This is a genomic window from Roseateles sp. P5_E1 (assembly GCF_054049335.1).
In genome coordinates, this window is sequence record NZ_JBFUMN010000038.1 from 24,678 (window position 1) to 50,280 (window position 25,603).

Here is a 25,603-nt window from a genome sequence, read left to right on the forward strand (position 1 = left end):
CGGCATGCGTTCTACCTCCTCCTCTTTTCTGCAGCGGCGCGCTGCCCTCGCGCTGATCGCCGCGGCACTGACGGCGCCAGTCATCGCCGCCACGCCTGTCCAGGGCTTCAAGGTCGTCAAGAGCTATCCGCACGACGGCCAGGCCTTCACCCAGGGCCTGTTCTTCCATGACGGCTTCCTGTTCGAAGGCACCGGCCTGCGTGGGCGCTCCAGCATCCGCAAGGTCGAGATCGAGACCGGCAAGGTGGTCCAGCAGGTGGACTTGCCGCCTGAAGTCTTCGGCGAAGGCATTTCGCAATGGGGTGACCGCCTCATCGGCATCACGTGGACGGAGCAGACCGCCTATGTGCTCGACCTCAAGACCTTCAAGCTCTGGCGCAAGTTCTCCTACCCCGGCGAGGGCTGGGGCCTGACGCACAACGACCGCGAGCTGGTCATGAGCGACGGCAGCCCCGAGCTGCGCTTCCTCGACCCGCTGACCTTCAAGGAACTGCGCCGCGTGCGCGTGACGGCCGACGGCAAGCCCGTCGACCAGCTCAACGAGCTCGAGTGGGTGGACGGCGAGGTGTTGGCCAACATCTGGCAGACCGACCGCATCGCCCGCATCGACCCCAAGACCGGCCGCGTGACCGGCTGGATCGACCTGAGCGGCCTGCTGCCTGACAACCTGCGCAGCAGCCCGGATGCGGTGCTCAACGGCATTGCCTATGACGCCAAGACCAAGCGGCTGTTCGTGACCGGCAAGCTGTGGCCGAAGCTGTTCGAGATCCAGCTGACCAGGAAATAGTTCAGCGGCAGACTTCCGTCCCGAAGTCAAAAACGATCTCCCAGCCACCCGCCGGCTTGCGGCGCCACACCGACTGGAAGCGCGCCGTCACCTTGCCATCGGGGTCCAGCACCGGGCCCGTCGTGCGCGCCAGGTCACCGCTGGGCAGCACCAGCACCAGGTCGGGTGACCAGCTGAAGGGCGGCTTGGGCGAAGTCAGCAGGCCGTTCCAGGCCGTCATGACTGCGTCGGGACCGTGCAGCGGCGCCTTGCCCATCCAGATAGTGTCGGGCGCCAGCATGCGCCGGAACCCCGCCACGTCACGTGCTGCGAAGGCCGCGGCAAAGGCGGTCTCGGCGGCGCGAGCCTCTTCGACCCGCCTGGCGATTTCGTCGGCTGACGGCCAGCCTGGTTCCGACGCGGCCGAAGCAGCGGCAGGCAGCGTGGCGGCGGCAAGCAGGGCATGGCGGCGGGTGGTCATCGGCTTCTCCGTTTGCTGGAAGCCACGAGCATGCCTCGCGGGCCACGCCCTGCCTCAAGTCACCCAGCGCGTTTGCGGTCTTGCTCGTGTTGCTCGGCACCCGGGATCGGCAGCAACCACGGCTCGCCCCTCTTCGTCACCCGCTCCCCGGTAGACGCGGGCCGGATCCAGAAGTGCTGGCCGGTCCGCCGAGCGTGAGCTGGCGCTGCCGCTCACGCCGCCTGGCGCTTGCACGTGAAAAAACCGTTCAGCGTGAGGCGGCCTTGAAGCGCGTCGGAGCTCAGCAGCGTGGGCTGATCCACGTCAGGCGAATGAAAAAGGGAGCCGTCGTAGAAGATGGCGCGGTTCCAGACCGCGAGGACTTTGGCCACACGCGCGAAATGCGCGTTGTCGCCTTTCATGTAGCCCGGCTCTAACCCGTAGCGCGCACTGAAAGTCGGGCCGTCCAGCTTGAAACTGTCCTCCAGCACGCGGTCGATCTCTTGCGGGTCCCGCAGTGGGCGATAGAAGCTGGTCCCCCCCAGCGCGGGGTCATGAAACAAATACAGCACACTGGCTGCGCACAACAAACTTCGGTCGACGAGCACAACGTCGCGGTGGCATAGCCAAAGCCGGTGATCAAGCGCCTCGGGAGGCGTGTTCAGCAATGACAGCCGCGCCTCTTGATGCAGCGTGCGACGACCACCGAGCGGCGCGCGCGCATGCTTCGCGAAGAAATCGGCCATCCGCTCGCCCAGCACCTTGGGCGCGTCGAGCACCAAGCCCGGATAAGGAAAGTGCGTCGGCGGCCGGAAAGCTTGCGAGGCCGCCCATTGGCGCACGCCCTCCGGATTGGCCAGGGCGTTGTCCACCACCACGCAGTGGCTGCCATGCGGCAGAGGCACGACCCGCACGCTCGGCTCGGGATGAAAAAAACGACCCTCGGCGTCCAGCCACTCTGTCAACACGGCGCTCCTCTCCAACCTGTCTTGTGTTCGTTCATCCTGGAAACCGCGGCGGGCTCGTCCGAAGGGCTGCGATGGCGAGGTGCGCAGTTCTGCCCGAAAGGAAGGAGCTACGCGGCCGGCGTACTGGCAGCGTTGTCTTTCGACGGGTGAACATGGCGGTGAGCCCACACGGCTGACGGCCCGTCAACTGCAGTGTCCAGAATGATAGGTGAGGCCAGCGCTGGCGCCGGTCGTCCAGCCTGCCGGGGACGCCCGTCAGCCTTCCAATTCTCAGAACGCAGCAATCCCCGTGATCGCCCGGCCCAGGATCAACGCATGGATGTCGTGCGTGCCCTCATACGTGTTCACCACCTCCAGGTTCACCAGATGGCGGGCGATGCCGAACTCGTCGGAAATGCCGTTGCCGCCGAGCATGTCGCGCGCCATGCGGGCGATGTCCAGGCTCTTGCCGCAGCTGTTGCGCTTCATGATGGACGTGATCTCCACCGCCGCCGTGCCCTCGTCCTTCATGCGGCCCAGGCGCAGGCAGCCTTGCAGGCCCAGAGTGATCTCGGTCTGCATGTCGGCCAGCTTCTTCTGCACCAGCTGGTTGGCGGCCAGCGGCTTGCCGAACTGCTTGCGGTCCATCGTGTACTGGCGGGCCGTGTGCCAGCAATCCTCGGCCGCACCGAGCGCGCCCCAGGCAATGCCGTAGCGAGCCGAGTTCAAGCAGGTGAACGGGCCCTTGAGGCCTCGCACCTCGGGGAAGGCGTTCTCCTCGGGGCAGAACACGCTGTCCATGACGATCTCGCCGGTGATGGACGCCCGCAGGCCCACCTTGCCATGGATGGCCGGCGCGCTCAGGCCCTTGGCGCCCTTTTCCAGCACGAAGCCGCGGATCTGGCCGCCATCATCCTTGGCCCAGACGACGAACACGTCGGCGATGGGGCTGTTGGTGATCCACATCTTGCTGCCGGTCAGCTCGTAGCCGCCGTCCACCTTGCGGGCGCGCGTGACCATGGAGCCGGGGTCGGAGCCGTGGTTGGGCTCGGTCAGGCCGAAGCAGCCGATCCACTCGCCGCTGGCCAGCTTGGGCAGGTACTTCTGCTTGGTCGCCTCGTTGCCGAACTCGTTGATCGGCACCATGACGAGGGACGACTGCACGCTCATCATCGAGCGGTAGCCCGAGTCGACACGCTCCACCTCGCGGGCGATCAGGCCGTAGCTCACATAGTTCAGGCCGGCACCGCCGTACTCGGCAGGGATGGTCGGGCCCAGCAGGCCCAGTTCGCCCATCTCGCGAAAGATGCTGGCGTCGGTCTTCTCGTTGCGGAAGGCCTCCAGCACTCGCGGCTTCAGGCGGTCGGTGCAGTAGGCCGCGGCGGCGTCGCGCACCATGCGTTCATCGTCGGTGAGCTGCTCGTTCAGCAGCAGCGGGTCATCCCAGTGAAAGCTTGCCTTGGTGGCCATGGTGCGCGTCCTAATGAGCAACGCCCGGCAAAAGCGCCGGGCGCGAATGGCAGAAGTATTGCGCCGCGGCCCGATTCGTGTCCAATTCACGAAACGACTTCGACGATTCGCAATGCCTATCGACACCGTTACCCGCTCCCTGGAGTTCCGCCACCTGCGCTACTTCATCGCCCTGGCCGAGGAGCTGCACTACGGCCGCGCCGCCCAGCGCCTGGCCATCTCGCAGCCGCCGCTGTCGGTCGCCATCCAGCAGCTGGAGGCCAGCGTCGGCGCCCGCCTGTTCGACCGCGACAGCAAGGGCGTGCGCCTCACGCCCGCGGGCGACGCCTTCCGCACCAGCGCGCAAGCCCTGCTGGACCGCGCCGAAGACGCCTGCGCCCTCGCCCGCGAGGTGCAGGCCGGCGAGGTGGGACGGCTCAGACTGGGCTTTGTCGGCTCCACGCTGTTCAACGGCCTGTCCGCCTGGCTGCAGGCCTTCCAGGCCAGCCACCCCAAGGTCGAGGTGATCGTCATCGAGCTGAACTCGCAGGACCAGATCGAGGCGCTGCTCGGCGAGGAGCTTGACCTCGGCCTCGTCCACACCGACCGTCTGCCCCCAGCGCTGGCATCGACCCCGCTCTACAGCGAGCCCTTCCTCGCCTGCCTGCCGGCCAACCACCCGGGCGCCAAGCTGAAGAAGATTCCGTTGGCGACGCTGAGCGACCAGCCCTTCATCCTCTTCTCCCGCAAGGGCTCGCCCGACTACCACGCCCGCATCGTCGAGATCTGCCGCCAGCACGGCTTCTACCCGCGGCTGCAGCACGAGGGACGGCACTGGCTGTCGGTCGTGTCGCTGGTGGCGCAGGGCATGGGCATCAGCATCGTGCCGGCCGCCTTCCAGCGCGCGGGCGTGCAGGGCGCGGTGTTCCGGCCATTGGCCGAAGCCATCGAGGCGTCTGCGGTGTTTGCGGCGTGGCGCAAGGATGCCGAGGCGGTGCTGCGGGAAAGCTTCCTGGCCGCACGGCCAGCGAGCTGACCGGCCCCGGTGCAACTTTTCATCGCCGCCATCCCGCAATCTGTCGCACCGCAGCAGCGCCGCCGGCCCCGGCTGAGCAAGATGCAGGCTTCGTTCGACTGATCCGACAACTTTTTTCATGACCCGCTCCCGCTTTTGCGCCCGATTCGGCGCCGCCTTGCTCTCCCTCCTGCTCGCCCCGCTGGCCGGCGCGCATGCTGAACCCACCGGCGGCGAATGGGCCGGCCTGATCGAGGTGGCCGGCCGCCCCTCCTTCTGGCGCCTGCGCACCGAACTCGTCGACAACCAGCCGCGCCTGGCCTATGCCATGCCCGGCGGCGGCGTGAACGCCGGTGGCGATTGGCAGCCGCTGCCCGGCGCAACGATGGGCGATGGCCGCATCGGCTTCACGTTGCCGGCTGCGATGGGCGGTGGCTCCTGCACGGCCCGGCGCGAGGGCAAGGCACTGCTCTCCGCGGCGACCGACAGCTGCCGCCTGTCGATGGTGCAGGTCGCGACGCCGCCGCAGCCGCAGCCCGCCATCACACCCGGCCTGTATCGGCTGCGTGATGGCCGGCTCGTGTCGATCGGGTCCTTCACCGACTTCCCGCAGCCGACCGTCATCGAGTTCGGCACCGGCCGCTGGGCCTTCCTGTTCGAGCGCGGCGCGGGCGAGGCCACCGCGGGGCCGTCGCTTCAATCTCCGTGGCCGGTGCGCCTGACGCTGAAGCGCCTGCCCGCGCAAGGCCAGGCCGAGCGGCTGCTGTGGACCGAGAACGGCGCCGCGCCTCAGATTGGCGAACGCGTGGACATCGTCGAGCGCCCGATGCGCTGGACGAACGGGGCACTGAGCCTGGGTGGCACCTTGATGCTGCCGCCCACGCCCGGCCCGCATGCCACCGTCGTGCTGTCGCCGATGTCCACCGACGCACCGCGCGAGGCCTACCGCCAGCAGGCCGAGTTCTTCGTCAGCCAGGGCCTGGCCGCCCTCATCTACGACAAGCGCGGCGTCGGCGAGTCCAAGGGCGACGTGCGCGAAACCGGCCTCACCGACCTGGCCGACGACGCAGTCGCGGCCGTCCGGCTGCTCAAGCAGACGCCGGGCGTCGACCCGCAGCGCATCGGCGTCTGGGGCCATTCCCAGGGCGGCTGGGTCGCCCCGATCGCGGCAGCGCGCAGCAGCGACGTCGCCTTCGTCATCGCCCAGTCCGGGCCGTCGGTCACCGCGGCCGAACAGGAGATCTACCGCGTCGAGACCAGCGCCCGCAACGAAGGCCTGAGCGCGGCGGAAGTGGCCGAGGCGGCCGACTACGAGCGCCGCCTGATGCACTGGGTCAAGACCGGCGAAGGCCGCGAGTGGCTGCAGGACGCGGCGCGCACCAAGCTCGACGCGCGCTGGGCCCACCTCGTGGAGTTCCACGAGAAGCTGCCCGACGTGCCGAGCCGGCGCGCTCAGACCTTCTGGTACTTCGACCCCATGCCGTCCTACGCCCAGGTCAAGGTGCCCATGCTCGCCGTCTTCGGCGACCGCGACGCCTTCGTGCCGGTCGAGCGCAGCGTGGCGCTGCTGCGCCAGGCCCTCGCGCAAGCCGGCAACCGCGACCACCAGATCACTCTCCTCGACCACGCCGCCCACGGCCTGTGGGCGACCGACCTCGACAGCGGCCACAAGGCGGCCACGACGACGGGCTTTCACGCCGACTACTTTCCCACGCTGGTGCGCTGGCTGAAGGCGCACGGGCTGACCGGGCAAGGTGCCGACAAGCGCTGAACGCCTGATCGCTCAAGGCGCACGCTCCCGTACGACGGCAAAGCGGGGCCAGCCCGACGACTTGTTTCACATCAGCGGGTAAGCCCGATGGTCGAACTAATTGTTCGCGGCTCGAATTTATTTGCCCATGACAACGCTGCCATTCACAAGGTAGCGGTCATGGGCGATGACCCCTTTCAACCATAACGGAGACATATGAAATCAATCCACCGCGCGTTGGGCGCTGCCGCCTTTGTCGTCATGTCCCTCGCCTCCCCGGGCGCGCAGGCCGCCACCTGGGGGGCCTCCTCGCCCGCCACGTCATCCTGCTCGGCCCCCAACCTGTTCGCCAGCTGGAACTACGGCAGCTACAACTTCAACAACGACGTCTGGGGCCCGTGCGGCGGTGCCGCCGTCGGCCCGCAGACCATTTGGGTCAACTCGAATGCCGACTGGGGTGTCTGGTCCGACCAGCCCAACACCGGCGGCATCAAGTCGTACCCGCACATCGGCTACGCGGTCAACCGCACCATCAGCTCGCTGTCGCAGCTGTCGTCCACCATCGCCGCCACCACGCCGGCCGGCGGCGCCTGGTCGTCGACCTTCGACGTCTGGGTGGGCAACAACGCCCACGAGATCATGCTGTGGCTGAACTACACCGGCACCGCGGCCGGCTGCGGCAACGTCAAGCCCATCTCCTACAACTGGAACGCGCAGGGCTGCGCCATCCCCGTCTACACCAACGTGAACGTGGGCGGCTCGACCTGGAACGTCTACCGCGGCAACAACGGCGCCAACATGGTCTATTCCTTCCTGCGCACCTCGAAGACGAACAACACGACCATCGACGTGCTGGGCATCCTCAACTACCTGAGGAACCTCGGCTGGATGGCCGACCTGGTCGTGGGTGATGTGCAGTACGGCTTCGAGATCACGTCGTCGTCGGGCGGCATGAACTTCGGGTCGAGGAACTTCTCCGTCACCGTGAGGTAGCCGAGGCAAAGCGCGGCCAACACGGCCGCGCTTACATCCCCGTACACCTGGGCGTGCTCGCTGCGACGCACTTGTTTCAACATGGCCGCCGGCACTTCGGCCGGCGCCCTGTTGAAGAAGAACAAATGCAAAGCGACCCGATCAAAAAGAGCATCGGCGGGCTCGTCCTGCTGGCCACGGCCGTCGGCCTGACGGCCTGTGGCGGCGGTGGCGGCAGCCCCCTGCCGCCGCCAGCCCCATCGCCCGCTCCCACGCCCTCTCCTGCGCCGCCGCCACCTCCGCCGGCCCCTGCTCCGGCTCCCACGCCTTCCCCCGCACCCGGCGCCGCGCCGCAGATCGGCGGCTGCGACGTCTTCCCCGCCACGGCGGTGTTCAACACGCGCATCGACGACGCGCAGCGCTTCCCCGCGCACGCCAGCAGCGCGGCGTGGATCACCAGCATCGGCGCGACGAGGTCATTTCATCCGGACTGGGGCACCAGCGAAAACCAGCAGCAGCCGGCCGACTACTACGGCATCCCGTACAACGTGGTGGACGGCAGCACCGCGGCCACAGCCACCAGCAGCTGGCCGACGGTCGCCTTCAATCCCACCGACCCGCGCGCGGGCAGCGGCGACGGCGCGCCCGACGAGAGCGACTGCGCCGCGCCCGTGGGCGGCGGCTACAGCCTCGTGCGCGACTGCACGACGCTGACCGCGCCCAACCGCCGCTTCCCCTTCCCGCGCGACGACCTGCTCAAGGCCGAGGGCGGCGCCTGCAATGACGCCCAGCAATGCGGCGACCGCCATGTGTTGGTGGTCGAGCAAGGCAGCTGCCGGCTGTGGGAGAGCTACGCCAGCTTCAAGCTCAACGCGCAGTGGTACAGCTATTCAACCGCCGCCTGGGACCTGAAGAGCAACGCGATGCGGCCCGACACCTGGACCTCGGGCGACGCCGCCGGCCTGYCCATGCTGCCGCTGCTGGCGCGCGCTGCTGAAGCCAGCGCCGGCGAGATCCGCCATGCCCTACGCGTCACGCTGCGCGACAGCGTGCTCGCGCGCAGCCATGTCTGGCCCGCACGCCACCACGCGGGTGGGGACACGGCCGGCGGCGTGCCCTTTGGCGCCGTGCTGCGGCTGAAAGCCAGCTTTGTTCCGCCGGGGGCCTGGAGCGCCCAGGCCAAGGCTGTTGCGGTGGCGATGCAGCGCTATGGCCTCTACGTCGCCGACATCGGCTCCGACCTGTACGTGCAGGGCGAGCCCAGTGCGCAGTGGCAAGACGCGACGATCTCCAACCTCAAGACGCTGCGGGCGTCGGACTTTGAGTTCGTGGACATGGGCGTGGTCACGGGTGACAGCCGGTTCAGTGGGGATTCGTTTCAGGGCAGCTGGTAACCCGAGGCAGCTTGGGCGAAACCAGCTTTCTAACCCCCAAGCGACACGTAATCAGCGCTGCGACTTATAGAGGTTTTAGCTTCCCAAGCTCCTCAATTGCATCAATTAAGAGATGCATGCGTGTGCTTGGATTCATTTCGATGTCTGCGATGGCCTCCGCAAGAACGCGCGCGGCGTTCGCGCGCGCAGTTGGTAGTTGATTCAGGAGCTGGTAGAACACTGAAGCATTTGAGCCTTTGTGGTAGGTCCCAAATCCTTCTTGTTCACGCAACGCCGTGGTCATCCGAGCCCCTGCGCTTTGCCCGCCAACAGATCTCACACCGGCCCGACTATATTTAAAGTGAAGATACAACCAAAATTCATAGCAAGGATATGAGCATATTATTTTTATTTCTGGCTGAGCATAGGCGCGGTTTAAAGCCGCATTAAACGAATCGTGTTCATCTCGATCAATCACACAATAGACCGTGTCGAAATCCTTTTTCTTGCTAATTGCCTCCTCAACTATTCCTATCGGATCCGTTCTTCCGCAATGCGCAACGCTGACCTCGGCGAACGACCGAAAATGTCGCGTTGCGTCGACGAGGTAATTGAGAGCTGACTTGGAATCCTCACACAGCACAAGGACCCGAGGCTGCGTTCTGAAGCGCGCTGGACCACGCTTAAATGAAGCAGAGGACTTACCCATCAGCCCCTCACCAACGGCAGCCCCCGATAGCGCCCCTCGTAATAGCGTTTTTCTATGTCCTCACCTTCGCGACCTTGGAAATCATGAATGCTACGAAGTTCCGTCGCCCCATTGACATTCCTTTCGGCAATCCAAAATTGATCTCGCCGAAGTAACCGGCTATCCATTAAATGCGTGTCGTGGGTGGTAAAAATGAGCTGAGACGGAGTTTCGGCCTCAAGATGCTTTTTGACTAGGTTTGCAACAATTGCAGGATGAAGACTACTATCCATCTCATCCACTGCCAATATACACCGGTCACTATGCGTAGCCGGCTCACGAGTTGACCATGGCAGCCAGAATCCCACAAGATTCTGCGTTCCTTCAGATTCCTCATCGAAACCAAAGTCCGCTTCGCCTAATGCAGTTTGATGAGTGAATACAGCGCCCTTGCGCGCGGGCGGAGGAATCCGTGGGGACTCATTATGTCCCAACCGCTCCAAAGTATTGCGCCGAATGACATCTGTGTCCGGCACAGGCTCCGGCCGTTCAACACGGACCCTGGTCACAGGTACGTCAACATCGCTCAGAAACGCCGCAATCTCTGAACCGAACGCTTGTTCATGACCGCTATCGCGGGTGAGCCGAAGGGCTCGTTCTGCGATAGATGAAACATTCTTGGAGGCAAAACTAAACAAAGCGCGAGTTAGCCATGCATGCGGCGCGCGCAATTGCATTAATTCTTCGCTACTACTAGCCACCGCCTGAGAAATGAAAAGCGCACGTGGAGGAGTAAGCTTTTTCCAAGCATCATGAACGGTATCACCGCCCTCTAAGCCCTTCGTGTCATACACGTCAACACCATCAATATGTTGACGATCATAAAGAACCGTTTCATCACCTCGCGGATAAGCGCACAGTCTCTCCCGTAAGATTCGGTCCCTCGTTAGTGCAAGAAGAAATTCAAAGCGACATCTTCCGGCAAGGAAGTGCACTTCGAAAATGCTTGGCTCATTATGAAGCGCGCTATCAAATCTAAACGGAGTAACTGGCAAATTGCCCGTCATGTCGGCTGGTCTACTAGCCACACGATCAACTAGTTCGAGTGCAAGTAAGAAATTGGACTTACCTGAAGCATTCGGACCATACATAACCGCGACTTTGAGCAAGTCCGGCAATTTCTCTCCGTCAACTGGCGCTGGAAAGACGTTGCTCTTCTTCTTAAGCCGAGGGACCGCGGTCATAGAAAACGTCTGGCGTTCTCTGAAAGACCGGAAGTTGCTAACGGAGATCTCAAGGAGCATGGGGCTTGGTAGGGAGTGGCGAAGCGATGATGCCACACGGGAAGTTCATCTGCAGTTTTTTTGCAGTTCATTCGATGTCTGCTGACTTTGAGCATCGAACGAAGGTTGCTGAAGTGGCGCACCGCTTTCCCATAGGTAATGTCCAAAGGATCGGGGTCAGTCAAGGATCGGGGTCAAAGGATCGGGGTCAGGTCCCAAATTTGTAGTGCTGGGCAGGTTGCCTGTGGAGGTGAACTGTCCGCTGGATCTCAAGCAGGCACCGGCGCCACGCATACGTGAAGTCCACACGCTGGCGACGCCCTGCCGACACACGCCGCATGCTTGAATTGCACACCCGCGAGCAGGCCACCTAGCGCATCAAGAGCCGCCGCACCCAGGGGCCCCTTGGAGACAGCCAACATGAAGACCTCCCTCCGGCAGCTCGCCCGCCACTGCTTCCTGATTACCGCCACGGCAACAGCCCTCGCGGCCGGCTTCTCAGCCACCACCGCCCACGCCCAGATCACCATCGGCCAGACCGCCGGCCACACCGGCCAGGTGGCGGCCAGCGTGGGTGAGGCGACGAAGGGCGCCAAGCTCTACTTCGACATCGTCAACGCCGGCGGCGGCGTCAATGGCCAGAAGATCAACCTGGTGTCGCTGGACGACAAGTTCGACCCCAAGATCGCCGTCACCAATGCCAAGCAGCTGATCGATCAGGGCGTCGTCTCGCTGTTCCTGAACCGCGGCACGCCCCATACGCAGGCCATCATGCCGCTGTTGACCGAGCACAAGGTACCGCTGGTGGGGCCGTCCACAGGCGCCATGGTGCTGCACAAGCCCGTGCACCCCTGGCTGTTCAATGTGCGCGCCACCTACCAGCGAGAGGCCGAGCGGGCCATCGAGCACCTGAGCCTGATCGGCATGGAGCGCATCGCCATCGTGCAGGTGGACGACTCATTTGGCGACGACGCCGTGCAGGGCGCCATGGCCGGCCTGACCAAGACGAACAAGAAGCCCGTGGCCCACGAGAAGTACGACCGCGCCAAGCCCGACTTCGGCCCCATCGTGCCCAAGCTGCTGGAGAAGCAGCCCCAGGCGGTGATGTTCATCGGCTCGGGCACGGCCGTCGTGCAGGGCATGAAGGCGGTGCGCGCGGCGGGCTCGAATGCGCAGCTGGTGACGCTGTCCAACAACGCCTCGATGGGCTTCATCAAGGACCTGGGCGACATCGGTTATGGCGTCATCGTCAGCCAGGTGTTCCCGTATGAACGCTCCATCGCCAAGCCCATCATCAAGGAGATCTCCGAGGCCGCCCAGAAGGCCGGCGTGGACGTGACTCCCACCGTCGTCGAGGGCTATGTGTCGGCCAAGGTGCTCGTGGAAGGCCTGAAGCGCGCCGGCAAGCAGCCCACGCGCGACAGCCTGCGCAAGGCGCTGGAGGGCATGAGCCGCTATGACCTGGGCGGCATCGAGGTGGGCTACAGCCCGACGGACCACAGCGGCCTGGACTATGTGGACCTGGCCATCATTGACCAGAGCGGCAAGTTCCGCCGCTGAGGGGCTGACCCGGCGCTGGCTCGCCCTCGCCTTCTTCCTCGCCCTATCCCGCGCCTTCTGCTAACGGCGCGGCTTTGCGCACACCCCAGCACGCCCCTCTTCCTCCCGATTGATGAAGGCGCCGGAGTGCACCGGCGCGCGCGGCCATGGAGGGCCGCCCAACTGCCCGCTCCCGCCCTGTGTTCTGCGGGATGGCGCCTGCTCGCCCCACGTCCAACAGTCCGCCGCCTAGGCCGGCGCATGCATGGGCCGCAGCAAGGCGAGGCAGGGACGTATGAAGAGCACCAGACAACATCTGTCCGACGAAAAGCTGCTGGCCGAGCTCATCACCAGCGTGCCGGTGGACGCGCTGCTATCCACGCTGCAGATCGTCTCCACCACGGTGCTGTCCGATCAGACCGAAGAAGGCAGGATGTTGCTGGCCGCGGACGAGCATGCGCTGGGTGTGTTCAACCTGCACCTGGTGCCGCCGCCTGAAGCGGTTCCCGAACGCGACTATTTCCTGTCCTTCGATGGCGCGCCCGGCGCGCGCACGGGCTTCCGGCTGGCGGTGTCGCTGGAGGAAGGCGCGCAGCGGCCGTTATTCAACCTGGCGCGCTCGGTGGCATCGCACGGCCTGGTGGCAGCCACGCTGGCGGCAGACGGCCAGTCGCTGACGGCCGCCCCAGGCAACCCGCCGGTGCAACTCGTCGGCCAGGGCCTGTTCCTGGTGATGCAGGGGCAGGCCGGTGGCAGCGTCAAGCTGAGTTTGTCGCCCAACCGCGAGGCGCCTGACGACGTCGTCGTGCTGCAGGTGCAGCCGCCCACGGTGCTGTTGGGTGGCACCAGCTTCGGGTTCGAGTTCACGCATGGCATCGTGCTGGACTTTTCCAGCGAGGCCGGGCCGGCGGACGACGTGGTGGTCGATGGCGTTGCGCTTGCCACGCCTGCGGACGCACCCGCCTGGCAGGGCATTGCCGTCAACCGCGCGCGCTTCTTCCTGCCCCAGGGCGTGCCCTTCCTCGGCGGCCATGCGGTGGACGCGTGGCTGCAGCTCGGCCTGCCGCCCACGCCGGGCATCGACCTCATCGTGAATGCCCAGGTGCCGGCCGACGGCGACCGGCCGGCCATTGCCGTGCGCATCGAATGCCGCGACCCCACGGCGACGGGGCTGGACGGCTTCGTGCCCACGTTGGTCGAGGCGGTGATGGAGCTGCCCCTGAACGGCCGCACCGAGAACTTCGGCCAGGCGCTGACGTTTGCGGCCGGCACGCCGGTGCTGGCGCGGCTGCGCTACGCACGCAAGCCGGGATCGGCCGGCGCGGCGCCCGCGTCTGAAATGAGCCTGGCACTGGAAAGCCAGGGGCCGGATGGGCTGCTGAAGATCGACAGCACGCCGGGTGGCCTGGGCGCCAAGATCGCCGTCACCGCGGCCACGCTGGCCACGGCGCTGATTGCTCAGCAGCCACCGCCGCCCGGCGGCGACGACAGCGGTGTGGTGCTGCAGACGCTGCTGGTGGCGGCCACGGGGCTGTCGAGCTTCCTGGAGCACGGCGAGCTGGTGCTGCACGGCGCGGAGTTGATCAGCAGCGGCGGCATGCTGCCGGCCGGCAAGGCGGTGCGGCTGAAACTCGACTACTCGGTGGCGGCCACTGTCACCGGCATCGACGTGGGTGTGCTGTCGGTGCAGATGCAGCCCAACCAGCCGCTGCGCGTGCGGGTGCGCGAGGTGGTGCTGAGCATCTTCCCCGACAAGCCCGGGCTGGAGAAATTCCATCTCGACTACGCCCGCAGCTCGATGGAGGTGGAGGACCCCGGCGGCTGGCTGGTGCAGGGGCCGGGCTCGCTCTTCGACGTGCTTGGCACACGCTCGGGCCGCGGCTCGATGTGGATCGAGGTGGACCTGCGCTTCAAGCTCGACCTGGGGCCGGTCAAGGTCAGCGGTTGCACCATCCGCGGCACGCTCGACGAGAACGGCAAGCTCAGCGGCGAGCTGCGCGGGCTGGAAGCGTCCATCGCGCTGCAGCCCATGATCACCGGCAGCGGCGCGGTGATGTTGACGCCCAATGGTTTTCGTGCGGCGATGGAAGCCAGCATCATGCCTCTGGGCAAGCTGGGCGCGAGCGCCGAGATCGAGACCGAAGGCGAGATGCTCAAGCTGGCGCTGGGCGTGGACCTGCCTGGCCCGCTGCCATTGGCCAACTCGGGCCTGGCGATCTACGGCGTGGGCGGCATGTTCGCGATCAACGCCAAGCCCAAGCCGGTGCCGCCGGGCGATGACCCGGTGCAGGCGGCGCTGGACTGGGACTACCGCGAAGCGGGCATGTTCGTGGAGGAAACGGGCGCCTTCAGCTTCGGCCTGGAGGCCGTCATCGGCACGGCGCCGGACATGGGCTTTACCTTCAGCGCCCGTGCCGGCCTGTTCGTGACCACGCCCGACATCATCGTGCGCGGCTCGGTCGAAGGCCGCTACATGGGCCCGCGCATGAAGATCGCACGCGGCGGCAACGACCTGTCGCTGCTGCAGGCCAAGGGCGTCATCCTGGTGGACCCGGCCGACGGCGTCACCATCGCCGTCGAGGGCGAGTACAAGATCCCGCACATCGTCACCACCACCGTGCCAGTGGGCGCGCATTTCCCGACGGAATCAGCGGACTGGTTCATCCATCTGGGCGCCGACGGTTACCCCGCCGAAAGCCGTGAGCGCGGTCCGGTGCGCTCCATCTTCCTGCCCGACATCGTGGGCCAGAGCTCCGACGCCTATCTGATGATCCGCGGCAACGGCATCAACAACTGGCCGCGCGGCGGCACCTTCTGCGCCGCCCCGGGCAGCTTCGTCCTCGCCTTCGGCGTCGGCTTCGACATCGTCTACGGCTTCAAGCCCGTGGTCTGGGCGGACGTGTTCGCGCGGGCCGACATCCTGGTGGCGACGCACCCGATGAGCTTCGTCGGTGCGGGCACCATCGGYGGCGGGCTGCACATCGGCATCTTCTCGGTGGGCATCGACGCGACCATCAACGTCGTGCTGGTGGACGGTTCCGACCCGCACGTGAAGGCCGAGCTGTGCGGCAGCATCGACCTGTTCTTCGACGAGATCCGCAAGTGCGTGACGCTGGAATACGGCAGCCCGTCGCCCAAGGACAAGGTGCCCGAGCCCGAGCACCCGCTGGATGGCCACGGGCATTCGCTGGTGGACGACCAATACCACCGCCTGGCGCCGCTGGCCACCAAGCCCGAGGATGCGACGCCCGAGAGTGCGGTGTGGCCCGACAGCATCCCGCTGCTGGCCTTCAGCAACGCGCCCAAGCTGTCGTTCGCCTCGGCGCAATTCCCCGATGCCGGCGGCTACCCCGAGGGCTTGCGTGCCAAGCCCCTCGGCAGCGATCTGCTCAGCTACGACTGGGAGCTGCTGGACGTGGCGCTGATCGACGCCACCGAGGCCGACGTGGTGGTCGCCGGGCCCTTCAGCAGTGCCTGGCACGGAGGCAAGCATGGCGATGCCGGCGGCCAGCCGCAGCCGGCCGAGCTGCTATTGCTGACGCCCTTTCGCGACCCGTGGATGCATGCGGTGGGCGACGCGGGCGCAGGCGTGGCGGGAAAGCCGCTGCAGGCGCTCGCCGACATCTGTCATCTGCGGGCGGATGCACATTTCGGCTGGGCGCTGGGCGGCTCGGCCGCGCGCGAAGGTAGTGGTTTCCGGTTGCCGCCCGACCCGCACAGCGCCGACCCGCTGCAAAGCCAGGTGCGGGCGCGCGTGGAGCTTTTGCTGACGCAGCCCGCGCAGGCCCCCGTCGTGCTCGACAAGACCGCGGCCAACCTGCTGCCCCTGCACATGGGCTACACCGGCCCGCGCGTGTGGCCGTTCGCGCCGCAGTCGCTGGACGGGCGGCAGTTCAACGCCTGGCTCGACCCCGGCGCCGTGCAGTTCACGCCGCGCATCGACTTCGCCTTCCAGCGCGTGCAACCGCGGCACGACCTGCGCATCGTGCCCGACGAGGCGCTGACGCAGCCGCGCCTGTGGTTGGTGGTGCGCGCCACCGACTGGCAGGCCAATGCCGCCGGGGCGCGGCCCTTTGTCGTCGTCGACGACCTGGCGCGCCGCTGGGCACCCGATCTGCAAGCGGATCTGGGCGACGGCTGGCTGGCCGTGCGCTGGCTGCCGCCCGCCGACGGCGCCGTCAAGCTCATCGAAGCGAGCTGCGTCGCAGGGACGCGGCTGGGCTTGCTGGCGCTGGGCGGCATCACGCTGTCGGCGGCCGCTGCCGCTGCGGCGCGCAATGCCGCCACGGCTGCCGAAGCGGCCAAGCAGAAGAAGGCTGCCGACGACGGACCGCCCAAGGCCGACGCCCAGCCATCGAAAACGCGCCGCGCCGTGCTCGACCCCGGGCGGCTGTACCGCATCGATGTGCGCATGCGCTGGTCCGGCACGCTGTACGAGGTGGATGACAAGGGCCAAAAGCAGGTGCTGGTGCCACAAGCCGCCGATGGCACGACCGACAGCGTGCGCAGCTACTGGTTTCGCACCGCGCCGCTGCTCGGGGCGGGCGGCAAGCCGGCGCCCAGCACGCATGCCTATCTCGACTTGATTCACCGCAAGCGCGATTTCTTTGACCCGGCCATGCTCCAGCGCTACCTGCTGGGCTATGAGCCCGCGCAGAGCGAACTGCACCGGTTTGCCCACGACCCCGTGCGCATGCGCTTCGCACCGGGCCACGTGGCGCTGCTGGCCGCCGCCTACAAGTACGAGCTGCTGTGCGGCCTGCGCCGGCTCGACCAGCCCGAGGAGGTGGAGCCCGACCAGTTGCTCGTGCCCAAGCTCGCCTGGGTCACCAGCACCACACAACTGGCCGGCAGCGCCGCCGTCATCGCCAATGCCTATCTCGCCTCGACCTGCGGCCTGGCGCCCAACGTGGCCGAGCTGCGCGTGGACGTGACGCTCACGCGCGACACCTGGTACGAGGTGTTCGCGCTGGCCAAGTCAAAGCGGGAAGGCGTGGCGGACGGGCGGCTGCCCGGCGTGAGCTTTCGCACCTCGCGCTGGGCCACCGGCACCGAGATGCTGGCGGGCCTGCACTTCCCGATCAGCGGCCTGGCGGGTCACCCGCAGGGCGACGTGGCGCTGCAGCCCGGCACGGTGTTGGCCGCGCAGGTCAGCAAGGGGGATGACGCCGCCTTCGATGCCTTCCTGGACAGCCTCGGGATGGACGGCTGGCCCACCGCCGCCGAGCCGCGCATCAGCCTGCTGTGGCTGCCGCCGGTGGCCGCGGGAACACCTTGGCTGTGTGCCGGCGCGCTGATCGAATCGCCCGAACCGGTGCACCGTGATGGCCGTTTCGATGTGACCGACCTGCAACTCGTGAGCGGCGCCAACAGCGCCAACTTCAACGTGCGGCTGCGCGACCGCAGCGGCTCGCGGCTGCTGTTCGCCGCGTCCGCGCCCTTCGTGCCGCGGCGCACGCGGCGCGGCATTGGCTTCGCGTGGGTCATGCCCAGGCTGCGCCTGCATTGCACCGACCAGCCCATCGGCCTGCCACCCAAGCCGTTGCAGGGGCTGCTTGAAGTTCCGCTGCAGCCCAGTTTTGCCCAGGAGGCCGCATGAACAGCTGGCTCGTTGACCCGCGCTATTTCTCGGCCCACGCGGCGGCGGCCGGCATCGTCGCCCCCGACCCCGACCTGCCAAAGGGCACGCATCTGCGCCTGTTCCCGTCGGCGGCGCTCGGCTTTCCACTGGCGCCCTTTCTGGTGTGGCCGGTCGAGGCGTCCGCGACCGATGCGCCGGCCATGGACTGGTTCGCCCGCGACGGCCGGCTGCTGCCCGCGCTGAACCTCGACGCCGGGGGCGGCCAGCTCATCGGCCGCCGCCARCTCGAGGCGCCCAGCGACGCCCGTGTGGCCGGCATCGAGGCGCGCTTCCAGGGCAGCGGCGAGCTGGCCCTGCTGGGCCGCAGCGGCGACCGTGTCGTGGCGGCTCGGTCTTCGCCGCGCTGGCTGGTGGCCGCGCCGCAGATCACCGGCCTGCGCCTGCGCGGCCGCGGTCGGGTCACGCTGCAAGGCTGGGGGATCTCGGCCGGGCGGGCGATCGAGGCGCTACTCGGCCAGCAGCCCTTCGCCAGCCTGTCGCTACCCATCGAGGGCGACCAGCCCTGGTATGCAGGCGGCGAAGGCACCGCGGTTGCGCTGCAGCGCGCCGAGCGTGCGGCGCCTGAGCGCTGGACCCGCCCCGACCGCCCCGACGGCCCCTTCGATGCGCTGCCGCCTTCTGCCGAACGCGCGCGCGTGGCCGCCTTGCAGGCCGACCTGGACGACGACACCCAACGCCTGGTGGGCGACGCGGAGAAGCCGCCGTCGCTGGTGCAGCGCACCCATCTCTGGGAGGCTGCCGTGGCTCTCAACGGCAAGCGCCGGCCGTGGCAGCGCGCCACCGAGTGGGTGCAGGGCAGCCTGCTGATGAAGGCGCTGGACCCTGGCGCAGGGCGGTACCTGGGCACCGCCACGCTGCTGGACAACCTGCTCGTGCCTGACAACCCGTTCCAGCCACCCGGCGCGCGCGGCTGGCTGGCGGCGGGCTTGTTTGCCGTCGGCCCGGCCATGCGCTTCGAGCTGCCTGACGCCGACGCGACGGAACTGGAACTGATCGAGCGGCTGATGCAACTGCAACCTGGGCTGCGCGGCCCGGCCGAACTGGCCGTGCAGCGCCATGGGCTGACGCTGCGTGCCTTCGTGGCCACCGCCTTGGCCGCGCCGCCGCCCGACCTGCCAGCCGCACCCGAGGTGCTGCTGGGCGATGCCGGCTGGCAGCGCGAGGACGAGGGGCCGAGCATTCGGTTCCGCCAGCAGCTGCGCATCGCCACGCCGGCGCTGGCCACGCTGGTGGCGCTGGGCCGGCTGGAGGCCGACGGCTGGCGCACGCGCCATGACATGGTGGACCTGACCCCCGCCACGCCCGATGCCGACCCCGCCGAGCGCGCCGCCCCGCGCATGCTGGGCAACGCCGACAAGCTGCACGACGGCGTCTTCGGCATCGTGTCGGATGCCAACATCGACGCCGGCAACGCGCCCTGGAGCTACCGCGTGGCCCTGGCCGACGTGTTCGGCCGCTTCGGCGCAGCGACCGAGGTCGTCGTGCCGACGCCGCCGCGGCCGCCCATGCCGCAGCCGGTGCTGCGCTCACACCTGCAACTGGTCGGGCGGGCGGCTGGCGACGCGGCGGCCGTGGCCGGCAGCGTGCGCTGGTCGGTGGTGGTGCCCGCGCTGCACGAGATGACGGCCGGCTCGCGGCCCTTGTCGCGCGTCGTGATCGACCTTGATGGCGCACTGCAGGACGCCGCGGCGCCCCAGGACGGCGGCGTGCTGCACTTCGACTTCGAGCTGCCGGCGCTGCTGCCGATGGAAAGCCGCGCCGTTACCGCGACCGCCCATTTTGAAGATGACGCGGGCACGCCCGGCCCCACCGTGGCAGCGACCATCGCCCTCCACGACCCGCGCACGCCGCCGGTGCCGCAGACGGGTATCGCCATCGTCTGGAGCAGCCGCCCGGCGCCGGCGACCGATGTCGAGTTCCGGCTGCGCTTCACCGGCGTGGCCGGCGCCCGCTACCGCGCCTACCTGGCGGATGCGCGTGGACTGGGCATCGCGCTGATGGACGGCGAGCGGCCGCGCACCCGCGCCGAGGTGGCCGTCGACGGCGCGCAGCAGGGCCTGGCGGGCTTGGGGTTGCGCGATCGTTTCCGCCTGCTTACCGACACGCCGCTGACGCCCGGCGGCGATGGCAGCGTGCTGTTCGACACGCGCCTGCCGCGGGCGCTGGAGACCGTGCAGTTCCTGCGCTTCGTGCCGCTCAGCAGCCAGGGCAACGAGGCTGCATTCGAGAGCTGCCCGCTGCTGCCGGTGGCCGTGCCCAGCGACCGGCGCCCGCCCGCACCGCGGGTGGAGACCCGCGTCGACCCGGTCAGCGGCGTGGCCACCGTCACGGTGCGCGCGCCGGGCGTGGACCTGGTGGCGCTGCGCGCCGCCGAGGCGGGCCTGTTCGACGAACCACCGGCCGCGGACGCGCAGCCGCCCGAGTACCGGCTGCGGCGCGCCAGCGGCGGCGTGCCCGAGGCGCTATACGCCCGCGAGATTGGCCGCGGCGTGCTGAGGCGCGACGGCGGGGAGTTCGTCGCCGAGGTGGACGACTCGCCAACGCCCGAGGGCTTGAGCGCCTACGTGCGCTACCACTACTGGGCCGAGCTGCGCATGCCGCCCGAGCGCCGCCTGCCGCCCGGCGTGGCCGAGATCCCGCTCCCCGCCGGCGCCGTCGAGCCGCTGCAGCCGGCGCAGCGCCTGGACGCGCCAGGCGCGTTCAGCAGCGCGTCCGCGCCCGCGATGGCCATGTTCGTGCCGGCGGATATCCCGGCGTTGCCGGACGGCAGCGTGACGGCAACGGTAGGCGCCGGTGCCGCAGCCGGCACGTGGCGGCTGACGCTGGCGATCCGCGGCGGCCCGGTGGCCCACCCGCGTGCGGTGGGCAGCTTCAGGGTGCAGGTGCATCTGAAGCTGGATGACGGCGACTGGGCGCCCGAGGCTGCCGCGGTGCCGCTGGACAGCGGCGCGCTGGACCTCGTCATCGAGCGTGCCGTGCCTGCCGTGCCGCCGGTGCCGGCCTTGCAGCTGGCGCTGGTGCTGGTCGACCCGGTCGGCCGCGAGGCGCCGCTGCTGCGGGTCRCCGCCACGCCGGTGTGACGCCGGCGGCGGTGGCTCAGGCCGTCATCGCCCTGGCCACCAGCAAGGTGTCGGTGAACTGCTCGAAGGCCACCACCCGCCCCGCCTTCAGCCGCCACACGTGGGCCACCCGCGCATGCAGGGCCTTGCCCGTGGCGAGGTGGCGGCCGCTGTAGTGGCCCAGGGCGACCAGCTGCTCGCCGCCGTCGATGAGTTGCTCCAGCGTGAAGCGATAGTCGTCCCAGTCACGGCCCAGCACCGCGAAGACGTTGCTGACGACAGCCGCGGGGCCGATCCAGGTGCCCGCGCAGGGGAAGCCGGCCATCTCCGTCCAGGCCACGTCTGGGGCCATGTCGGCCATCATTGCCGGAATGTCGCCGCGCGCCGAGGCGGCGTAGTGGTCGCTGATGATTTGCAGGTTGCTCTTCATGCCTGCCTCTGGCTCACGAGGCGCAGCCATCGATGCTGCAGAGCGCGGCTGCGTCGCCCGGCTGCGCTGGCGCCTGGCCAAGCATGCCCTGCAAGGCGGACGCGAAGTCCTGCGGCCGCCCCAGATAGGCCGAGGCGTCCACGCGGCTGAGGCCGGCCGGGGTCTCCAGCAGAAAGCTCGGGAATCCGCGCGCGCCCGTCTGCGCCATGAAGCTGCGCGTCTGCTCGATGTGGGCCTGCACCGGGCCCAGGCTCTGGCGGCCCAGCTCGGTCGCGAATTCCGCCCTTGGCAGGCCGATGGCAACGGCCTGCTCGATCAGCACGGCGGGCTCGGCAATGCGGCGGCCCTGCACGTAATGGGCGGCCTGCAGCTCGGCCAGCATGTCCGCACCGCGGCCGGCAAGGGCTTCGGCGGCGAGGATGGCGGCGGTGGGCGGCTCGGAGTCGAACACCGCCTGTGGGTCGCACAGCAGGCTGTCGCGGTAGGCGTCGCCGAAGGGCTGGCCGGTGGCTTGGGCGATGCGCTGGTCATGCGCCAGCACGTAGGCGCGCAACTCGGGCGTGACGGGCTGGCGTTGCGGGCCGGTCATCATGCCGCCGGCATGCAGGCGCACCGGCAGCAGGCCGCGGGCCGCGCGCACCAGGGGCGCGGCGCCCCAGCACCAGCCGCACAGGGGGTCGTAGATGTAGTGGAGGACAGGGCTCGTCATGGTGCTCACCAGGCCATTTCGCCCTTGTTGACCTTGGCGCCGATGTCCAGGGCCATGCCCAGACCGGCCTGGGGATACGCCTGCTTCATGGCGGCGATGAGGTCGGCGCCGGTCTTGGCCTTGGCGGCCTCGGCGTCGAAGCGGCGCAGGTAGTCGCGGGTGTAGCGGATGGCGCTGGTGTCGAGCGCGGTGCCGGCGGCCATGTGGCCGGGCACGACGGTGGCGGGCTGCAGGGCCTCGATCTCGTCGAGCTGGGCCAGCCAGGCCTGACGTTCGGCGGGCTTCTGGGTGTCGGCCGTCCAGACGTGCAGGTTGCCGAAGATGGCGATGTTGCCGGCCACGGTCTTGATGGACGGGATCCACACATAGGGCCGGTGGGCCAGCAGGCCGGTGGTGCCGCGCACCTCGATGGTCTCACCGTCGACGGTCAGGGTCGTGCCCTGCAGGGCCTCGGGCACGATGGGCTGCTGGGGCGCGTTGGCGCCCATCTTGGGCGACCAGAAAGCCACCTTGCCAGCCAGCTTGGCCTGGATCTTCTCGCGCACGGCGGGCGTGGTCACCACGCGGGCCTGGGGGAAGACGGTCTTGAGCGTCTCGGCGCCGAAGTAGTAGTCCGGGTCGGCGTTGCTGATGAAGATGGTCTTGAGCGTCTTGCCGCTGTCCAGCACGTTGGCAGCCACGCGCAGAGCGTCGGCACGGGTGAAGCCACTGTCGATGACCAGGGCCTCGGTCTTGCCGCTGATGACGACGGCGTTGACGTGGAAACTGTTGCCGTCGGCGTTGTAGACCTTGACGGCCAGCGGGGCCTGGGCCAGGGCGCTGCCCGTGGCAACCATGCCCAGGGCCAGGGTGGGCAGCAGGCGGCGGGCGAGTTGGCTGAGAGGGAACATGAGCATCTCCGGTGGGGGTCAGGGGGACGTGCCGAGGTGTCGGCGGGGTGTGGAGCGAACTCTAGGTTTTGCGGTATGGTTGATAAAGACCGATTCGGTTGACTATTTATTTCGTTTTTCGTCGCAATCAAAGAAAGAGATCATGGATCGCCTGACCGCCATGCGCGTCTTTGTCGAGGTGGCCGACCGCGCCAGCCTGACCCAGGCGGCCGATCAGCTGGAGATGTCCACCGCCATGGTCAGCCGCTATCTGGCGGCGGCCGAGGACTGGTTCGGAGCGCGGCTGCTGCACCGCACGACGCGCCGCGTCAGCCTGACGGATGCCGGCAGCGCCGTGCTGCCCGCCTGCCGCCAGATGCTGGACCTGGCGCTGGAGACCCAGCACCTGGCCGCCGAGCGCAGCCGCGAGCCGGCCGGCCTGCTGCGCGTGACGACGCCGGGCTCGCTGGCCGAAGCGCAGCTGACGGCCGCGGTGGTGGACTTCCAGCGCCAGTACCGCCAGGTGGAGGTGATGCTGTCGGTGGCCGACAAGGCGGCTGACCTGGTGGCCGAGCGGGTCGACCTGGCCGTGCGCATCACCAACACGCTGGACCCGGCCATGATCGCCCGCCCGCTGGCCGTGTGCCGCTCGGTGCTGTGCGCCTCGCCGGCCTATCTGCAGCAGCACGGCACGCCGCGCACCGCCGACGAGTTGCGCCAGCACCGCTGCGTGGCCCACGCCTTCGGCATCGGCAAGCAGTACCGCTTCATGCGCGGTGCCGAGCTGATCACCGTGCCGGTGGAATGGAGCCTGCACACCAACGAGACCGCCGTGCTGCGCCGCGCCGTGCTGGCCGGGGCTGGTGTGGGCATGCTGCCCACCTACTACCTGGGCGATGATCTGCGCGCCGGCCGGCTGCTGCCCCTGCTGCCCGACCACCAGCCCGAGGTGCTGGGCATCCATGCCATCTACCTGTCGCGCCAGCACCAGCCGCTGGCGCTGCGGCTGCTGGTGGACTTCCTGGCGGCACGCTTCGCAGGCGAGCCCTGGGACCGTGAACTGAACGCCGCCCCTGCGGTGGCGCACGAGGAGACTGCATGAACCAGCCCTTGCTCGACGTGCTGGCGCTGCTGCGCGCCGGCCAATGGGTGCAGGCGCACGACGAGGTGCAGCGCCACGATTCGCCCGAGGCCGCCTGGCTGCATGCCCTGGTGCATGTGCAGGAGGGCGACCTGGAGGACGCCGAGTACTGGTACGGCAAGGCCGGCCGAGACTGGCGCCGCCGCCTCGGGCTGGCCGAGGAGCTGGACGTGTTGGAGCGGCAGCTGCGTCTTTAACTGGCGCGACAGCGCGCGCAGGCCGGCCTGGCGGCCCCTCAGGTGCAGGGTCAGGCGCTGGCCGGCCGCGAGCCCCTCAAAATGTCAGCGCATCCACACGCCCCGGGACCTCGCGGTCCGGCATGCCGCGCACATCCCTGGCCGAGAAGTCGCTGACCCCGCGCAGCGCGAACAGCGCCGCCCCGCCCTGCCCGCGCCGCAGATTGACGGCATGGAAGCTGGCATCGCTGACATCGTCCAGCACGACCGCGGTTCGCCCCTCCGGCTTGACGTAGCCRACCTTGACGTGATGAACCTCGATGGCCTTCACGTGGCGCATGTAAAACGCATACGCCGGCGCCTTGCCGAACATGCCGGGCTCCGGATATCCGTTTGCGTTTTCGGGCGGAACCACCTTGCTCCAGGCCGCATCGCCGCCGCCTTGCGTTTCTATCTGCACATTGCTGATACGAATATCCTCGATCAGATGCCCTTCCAGCCCGGCGATGGTGCTGGCGTGATTGACGTGCGCACCGGACACCACAATGTTGCTGATATTGATGCGCTTGATCGTGCCCACCCGCGGCTGATTCGGTCCGCGCAGGCGCGCGCCCAAGCGGATGAAGATCGGATCGTTCACCACGTTGCGCATGGTGATGTTGGAAATCGTCAGGTCCTCGATGTGTGAACCGTCCACGCTCTCAATCGCCAGGCCCCGGCACTCGTCGAAAATGCAGTTCGTGATGGTGATGTTCTTGAAGTCGCCATTCGATTCGGTGCCCATCTTGATGCGGCCGTATCGCCCCGAGCGGTATTCCGGCGCACTGCGCTTGAAGGTGCCATCAATCACGCTGCCTTCGTCGAAATTTCCCGATACCAGGCAATCCGATATCGTGATGTTTTCGCAGTGCTGGATGCGCCCCAGGCCGTAGCTGGCCTTGAGGCAGATCGCATCGTCCCAGGGCGTATTCAGGCTGCAATTCGTGACGCGCACGTTGTTGCACCCATCGATATCCATGCCGTCGCGGTTGGTATCGATGGTCAAGTGGTCAATCAGCATATTGCCGCAGCCGGTCGCCAATATGCCGAAATGGCCGCCATGCAAGATTGAGAAATCGCGCAAGGTCACGTTGCTGCATTCGCGCAGCGCAATCGCCTTGTCGGCTTCGCCGGGCTGGTCCGGTTTGTCGGTGTAGTAGCCGGTGTACTTGTCGTGGCCGCTGATCAAGCCTTTGCCATGAATCAAGCCGCCGCCGACGATGGCCACGTTGTTCAGGCCAATACCCCAGATCAGGCTGTTTTGCCAGTGGCTGTGGCCGTAGTCCTGATAGTTGCC

19 protein-coding genes are annotated in these 25,603 nt (G+C 67.8%); 10 read left to right on the forward strand and 9 right to left on the reverse strand.

Annotated elements, in window-relative coordinates; genetic code table 11:
• The first annotated feature begins 4 nt into the window (after positions 1-4).
• Entirely contained in the window at positions 5-787 is a 783-nt protein-coding gene (locus tag ACXJKJ_RS22175; RefSeq protein WP_457392486.1) for a glutaminyl-peptide cyclotransferase, read from the forward strand.
• A gap of 1 nt (position 788) precedes the next feature.
• On the opposite strand, the gene ACXJKJ_RS22180 is transcribed toward ACXJKJ_RS22175, so the two are convergent.
• The 3 genes from ACXJKJ_RS22180 to ACXJKJ_RS22190 form a co-directional block, all read right to left on the reverse strand.
• Positions 789-1,247 (reverse strand): YybH family protein, encoded by a 459-nt coding sequence (locus tag ACXJKJ_RS22180; RefSeq protein ID WP_056201763.1) that lies wholly within the window; start codon positions 1,245-1,247, stop codon positions 789-791.
• 212 nt (positions 1,248-1,459) lie between these two features.
• Complete coding sequence (locus tag ACXJKJ_RS22185; RefSeq protein WP_457392488.1) at positions 1,460-2,191, reverse strand: DUF6445 family protein; 732 nt, start codon at positions 2,189-2,191, stop codon at positions 1,460-1,462.
• A 273-nt stretch (positions 2,192-2,464) separates the two neighbouring features.
• Positions 2,465-3,643: an acyl-CoA dehydrogenase gene (locus tag ACXJKJ_RS22190; protein WP_457392491.1), complete on the reverse strand. Its 1,179-nt coding sequence runs from the start codon at positions 3,641-3,643 to the stop codon at positions 2,465-2,467.
• Positions 3,644-3,782: 139 nt separating this feature from the next.
• Here ACXJKJ_RS22190 and ACXJKJ_RS22195 point away from each other — a divergent pair, with 139 nt between their 5' ends.
• From ACXJKJ_RS22195 to ACXJKJ_RS22210, 4 genes are all read left to right on the forward strand, one after another.
• Positions 3,783-4,658, forward strand: coding sequence for a LysR family transcriptional regulator (locus tag ACXJKJ_RS22195; protein WP_457392528.1), 876 nt, complete (start codon positions 3,783-3,785; stop codon positions 4,656-4,658).
• 157 nt (positions 4,659-4,815) lie between these two features.
• Entirely contained in the window at positions 4,816-6,408 is a 1,593-nt protein-coding gene (locus tag ACXJKJ_RS22200) for an alpha/beta hydrolase family protein (RefSeq protein ID WP_457392494.1), read from the forward strand.
• 195 nt (positions 6,409-6,603) lie between these two features.
• The gene (locus ACXJKJ_RS22205) at positions 6,604-7,380 is read left to right on the forward strand and encodes a GH12 family glycosyl hydrolase domain-containing protein (RefSeq protein WP_457352981.1); all 777 of its coding nucleotides are present in this window, start codon (positions 6,604-6,606) and stop codon (positions 7,378-7,380) included.
• A 125-nt stretch (positions 7,381-7,505) separates the two neighbouring features.
• Positions 7,506-8,753, forward strand: coding sequence for a hypothetical protein (locus ACXJKJ_RS22210; protein ID WP_457392496.1), 1,248 nt, complete (start codon positions 7,506-7,508; stop codon positions 8,751-8,753).
• 64 nt (positions 8,754-8,817) lie between these two features.
• Here the strand turns inward: ACXJKJ_RS22210 and ACXJKJ_RS22215 are convergent, their stop codons facing one another.
• Complete coding sequence (locus ACXJKJ_RS22215) at positions 8,818-9,441, reverse strand: RloB family protein (RefSeq protein ID WP_457392499.1); 624 nt, start codon at positions 9,439-9,441, stop codon at positions 8,818-8,820.
• A complete protein-coding gene (locus tag ACXJKJ_RS22220; RefSeq protein ID WP_457392501.1) occupies positions 9,441-10,724 on the reverse strand; it encodes an AAA family ATPase in 1,284 nt (427 codons plus the stop codon). The genes ACXJKJ_RS22215 and ACXJKJ_RS22220 overlap by 1 nt, the downstream gene beginning before the upstream one ends.
• 399 nt (positions 10,725-11,123) lie before the next feature.
• Between ACXJKJ_RS22220 and ACXJKJ_RS22225 the strand changes: the two genes are divergently transcribed.
• From ACXJKJ_RS22225 to ACXJKJ_RS22235, 3 genes are all read left to right on the forward strand, one after another.
• Positions 11,124-12,263, forward strand: a complete 1,140-nt coding sequence (locus ACXJKJ_RS22225; protein WP_457392504.1) for an ABC transporter substrate-binding protein — start codon at positions 11,124-11,126, stop codon at positions 12,261-12,263.
• 274 nt (positions 12,264-12,537) lie between these two features.
• Entirely contained in the window at positions 12,538-17,841 is a 5,304-nt protein-coding gene (locus ACXJKJ_RS22230; RefSeq protein ID WP_457392507.1) for a hypothetical protein, read from the forward strand.
• Positions 17,838-20,963, forward strand: a complete 3,126-nt coding sequence (locus ACXJKJ_RS22235; RefSeq protein WP_457392510.1) for a hypothetical protein — start codon at positions 17,838-17,840, stop codon at positions 20,961-20,963. Before ACXJKJ_RS22230 ends, ACXJKJ_RS22235 begins: the two co-directional genes overlap by 4 nt.
• 16 nt (positions 20,964-20,979) lie before the next feature.
• On the opposite strand, the gene ACXJKJ_RS22240 is transcribed toward ACXJKJ_RS22235, so the two are convergent.
• The 3 genes from ACXJKJ_RS22240 to ACXJKJ_RS22250 are packed head-to-tail and all read right to left on the reverse strand — an operon-like array spanning position 20,980 to position 22,971.
• Complete coding sequence (locus ACXJKJ_RS22240) at positions 20,980-21,372, reverse strand: nuclear transport factor 2 family protein (protein WP_457392513.1); 393 nt, start codon at positions 21,370-21,372, stop codon at positions 20,980-20,982.
• Between the two features lie 13 nt (positions 21,373-21,385).
• On the reverse strand, positions 21,386-22,081 hold the full coding sequence (locus ACXJKJ_RS22245; protein ID WP_457392515.1) for a DsbA family protein: 696 nt from the start codon (positions 22,079-22,081) through the stop codon (positions 21,386-21,388).
• Between the two features lie 5 nt (positions 22,082-22,086).
• Positions 22,087-22,971, reverse strand: coding sequence for an MBL fold metallo-hydrolase (locus tag ACXJKJ_RS22250; protein ID WP_457392519.1), 885 nt, complete (start codon positions 22,969-22,971; stop codon positions 22,087-22,089).
• Positions 22,972-23,113: 142 nt separating this feature from the next.
• Between ACXJKJ_RS22250 and ACXJKJ_RS22255 the strand changes: the two genes are divergently transcribed.
• Positions 23,114-24,052, forward strand: coding sequence for a LysR family transcriptional regulator (locus ACXJKJ_RS22255; protein ID WP_457392521.1), 939 nt, complete (start codon positions 23,114-23,116; stop codon positions 24,050-24,052).
• On the forward strand, positions 24,049-24,288 hold the full coding sequence (locus ACXJKJ_RS22260; protein ID WP_457392523.1) for a hypothetical protein: 240 nt from the start codon (positions 24,049-24,051) through the stop codon (positions 24,286-24,288). The genes ACXJKJ_RS22255 and ACXJKJ_RS22260 overlap by 4 nt, the downstream gene beginning before the upstream one ends.
• 76 nt (positions 24,289-24,364) lie before the next feature.
• Here ACXJKJ_RS22260 and ACXJKJ_RS22265 read toward each other — a convergent pair.
• A partial coding sequence (locus tag ACXJKJ_RS22265; RefSeq protein ID WP_457392526.1) for a rhamnogalacturonidase occupies positions 24,365-25,603 on the reverse strand: 1,239 nt, incomplete at its 5' end.

Excerpts from the sequence above, each read along its gene's own strand:
- ACXJKJ_RS22240 (WP_457392513.1), bottom strand. The coding sequence starts at position 21,372 with ATGAAGAGCAACCTGCAAATCATCAGCGACCACTACGCCGCCTCGGCG.
- ACXJKJ_RS22255 (WP_457392521.1), top strand. The coding sequence starts at position 23,114 with ATGGATCGCCTGACCGCCATGCGCGTCTTTGTCGAGGTGGCCGACCGC.
- ACXJKJ_RS22260 (WP_457392523.1), top strand. The coding sequence starts at position 24,049 with ATGAACCAGCCCTTGCTCGACGTGCTGGCGCTGCTGCGCGCCGGCCAA.
- ACXJKJ_RS22180 (WP_056201763.1), bottom strand. The coding sequence starts at position 1,247 with ATGACCACCCGCCGCCATGCCCTGCTTGCCGCCGCCACGCTGCCTGCC.
- ACXJKJ_RS22190 (WP_457392491.1), bottom strand. The coding sequence starts at position 3,643 with ATGGCCACCAAGGCAAGCTTTCACTGGGATGACCCGCTGCTGCTGAAC.
- ACXJKJ_RS22215 (WP_457392499.1), bottom strand. The coding sequence starts at position 9,441 with ATGGGTAAGTCCTCTGCTTCATTTAAGCGTGGTCCAGCGCGCTTCAGA.
- ACXJKJ_RS22245 (WP_457392515.1), bottom strand. The coding sequence starts at position 22,081 with ATGACGAGCCCTGTCCTCCACTACATCTACGACCCCCTGTGCGGCTGG.
- ACXJKJ_RS22205 (WP_457352981.1), top strand. The coding sequence starts at position 6,604 with ATGAAATCAATCCACCGCGCGTTGGGCGCTGCCGCCTTTGTCGTCATG.
- ACXJKJ_RS22220 (WP_457392501.1), bottom strand. The coding sequence starts at position 10,724 with ATGCTCCTTGAGATCTCCGTTAGCAACTTCCGGTCTTTCAGAGAACGC.
- ACXJKJ_RS22250 (WP_457392519.1), bottom strand. The coding sequence starts at position 22,971 with ATGTTCCCTCTCAGCCAACTCGCCCGCCGCCTGCTGCCCACCCTGGCC.
- ACXJKJ_RS22175 (WP_457392486.1), top strand. The coding sequence starts at position 5 with ATGCGTTCTACCTCCTCCTCTTTTCTGCAGCGGCGCGCTGCCCTCGCG.
- ACXJKJ_RS22225 (WP_457392504.1), top strand. The coding sequence starts at position 11,124 with ATGAAGACCTCCCTCCGGCAGCTCGCCCGCCACTGCTTCCTGATTACC.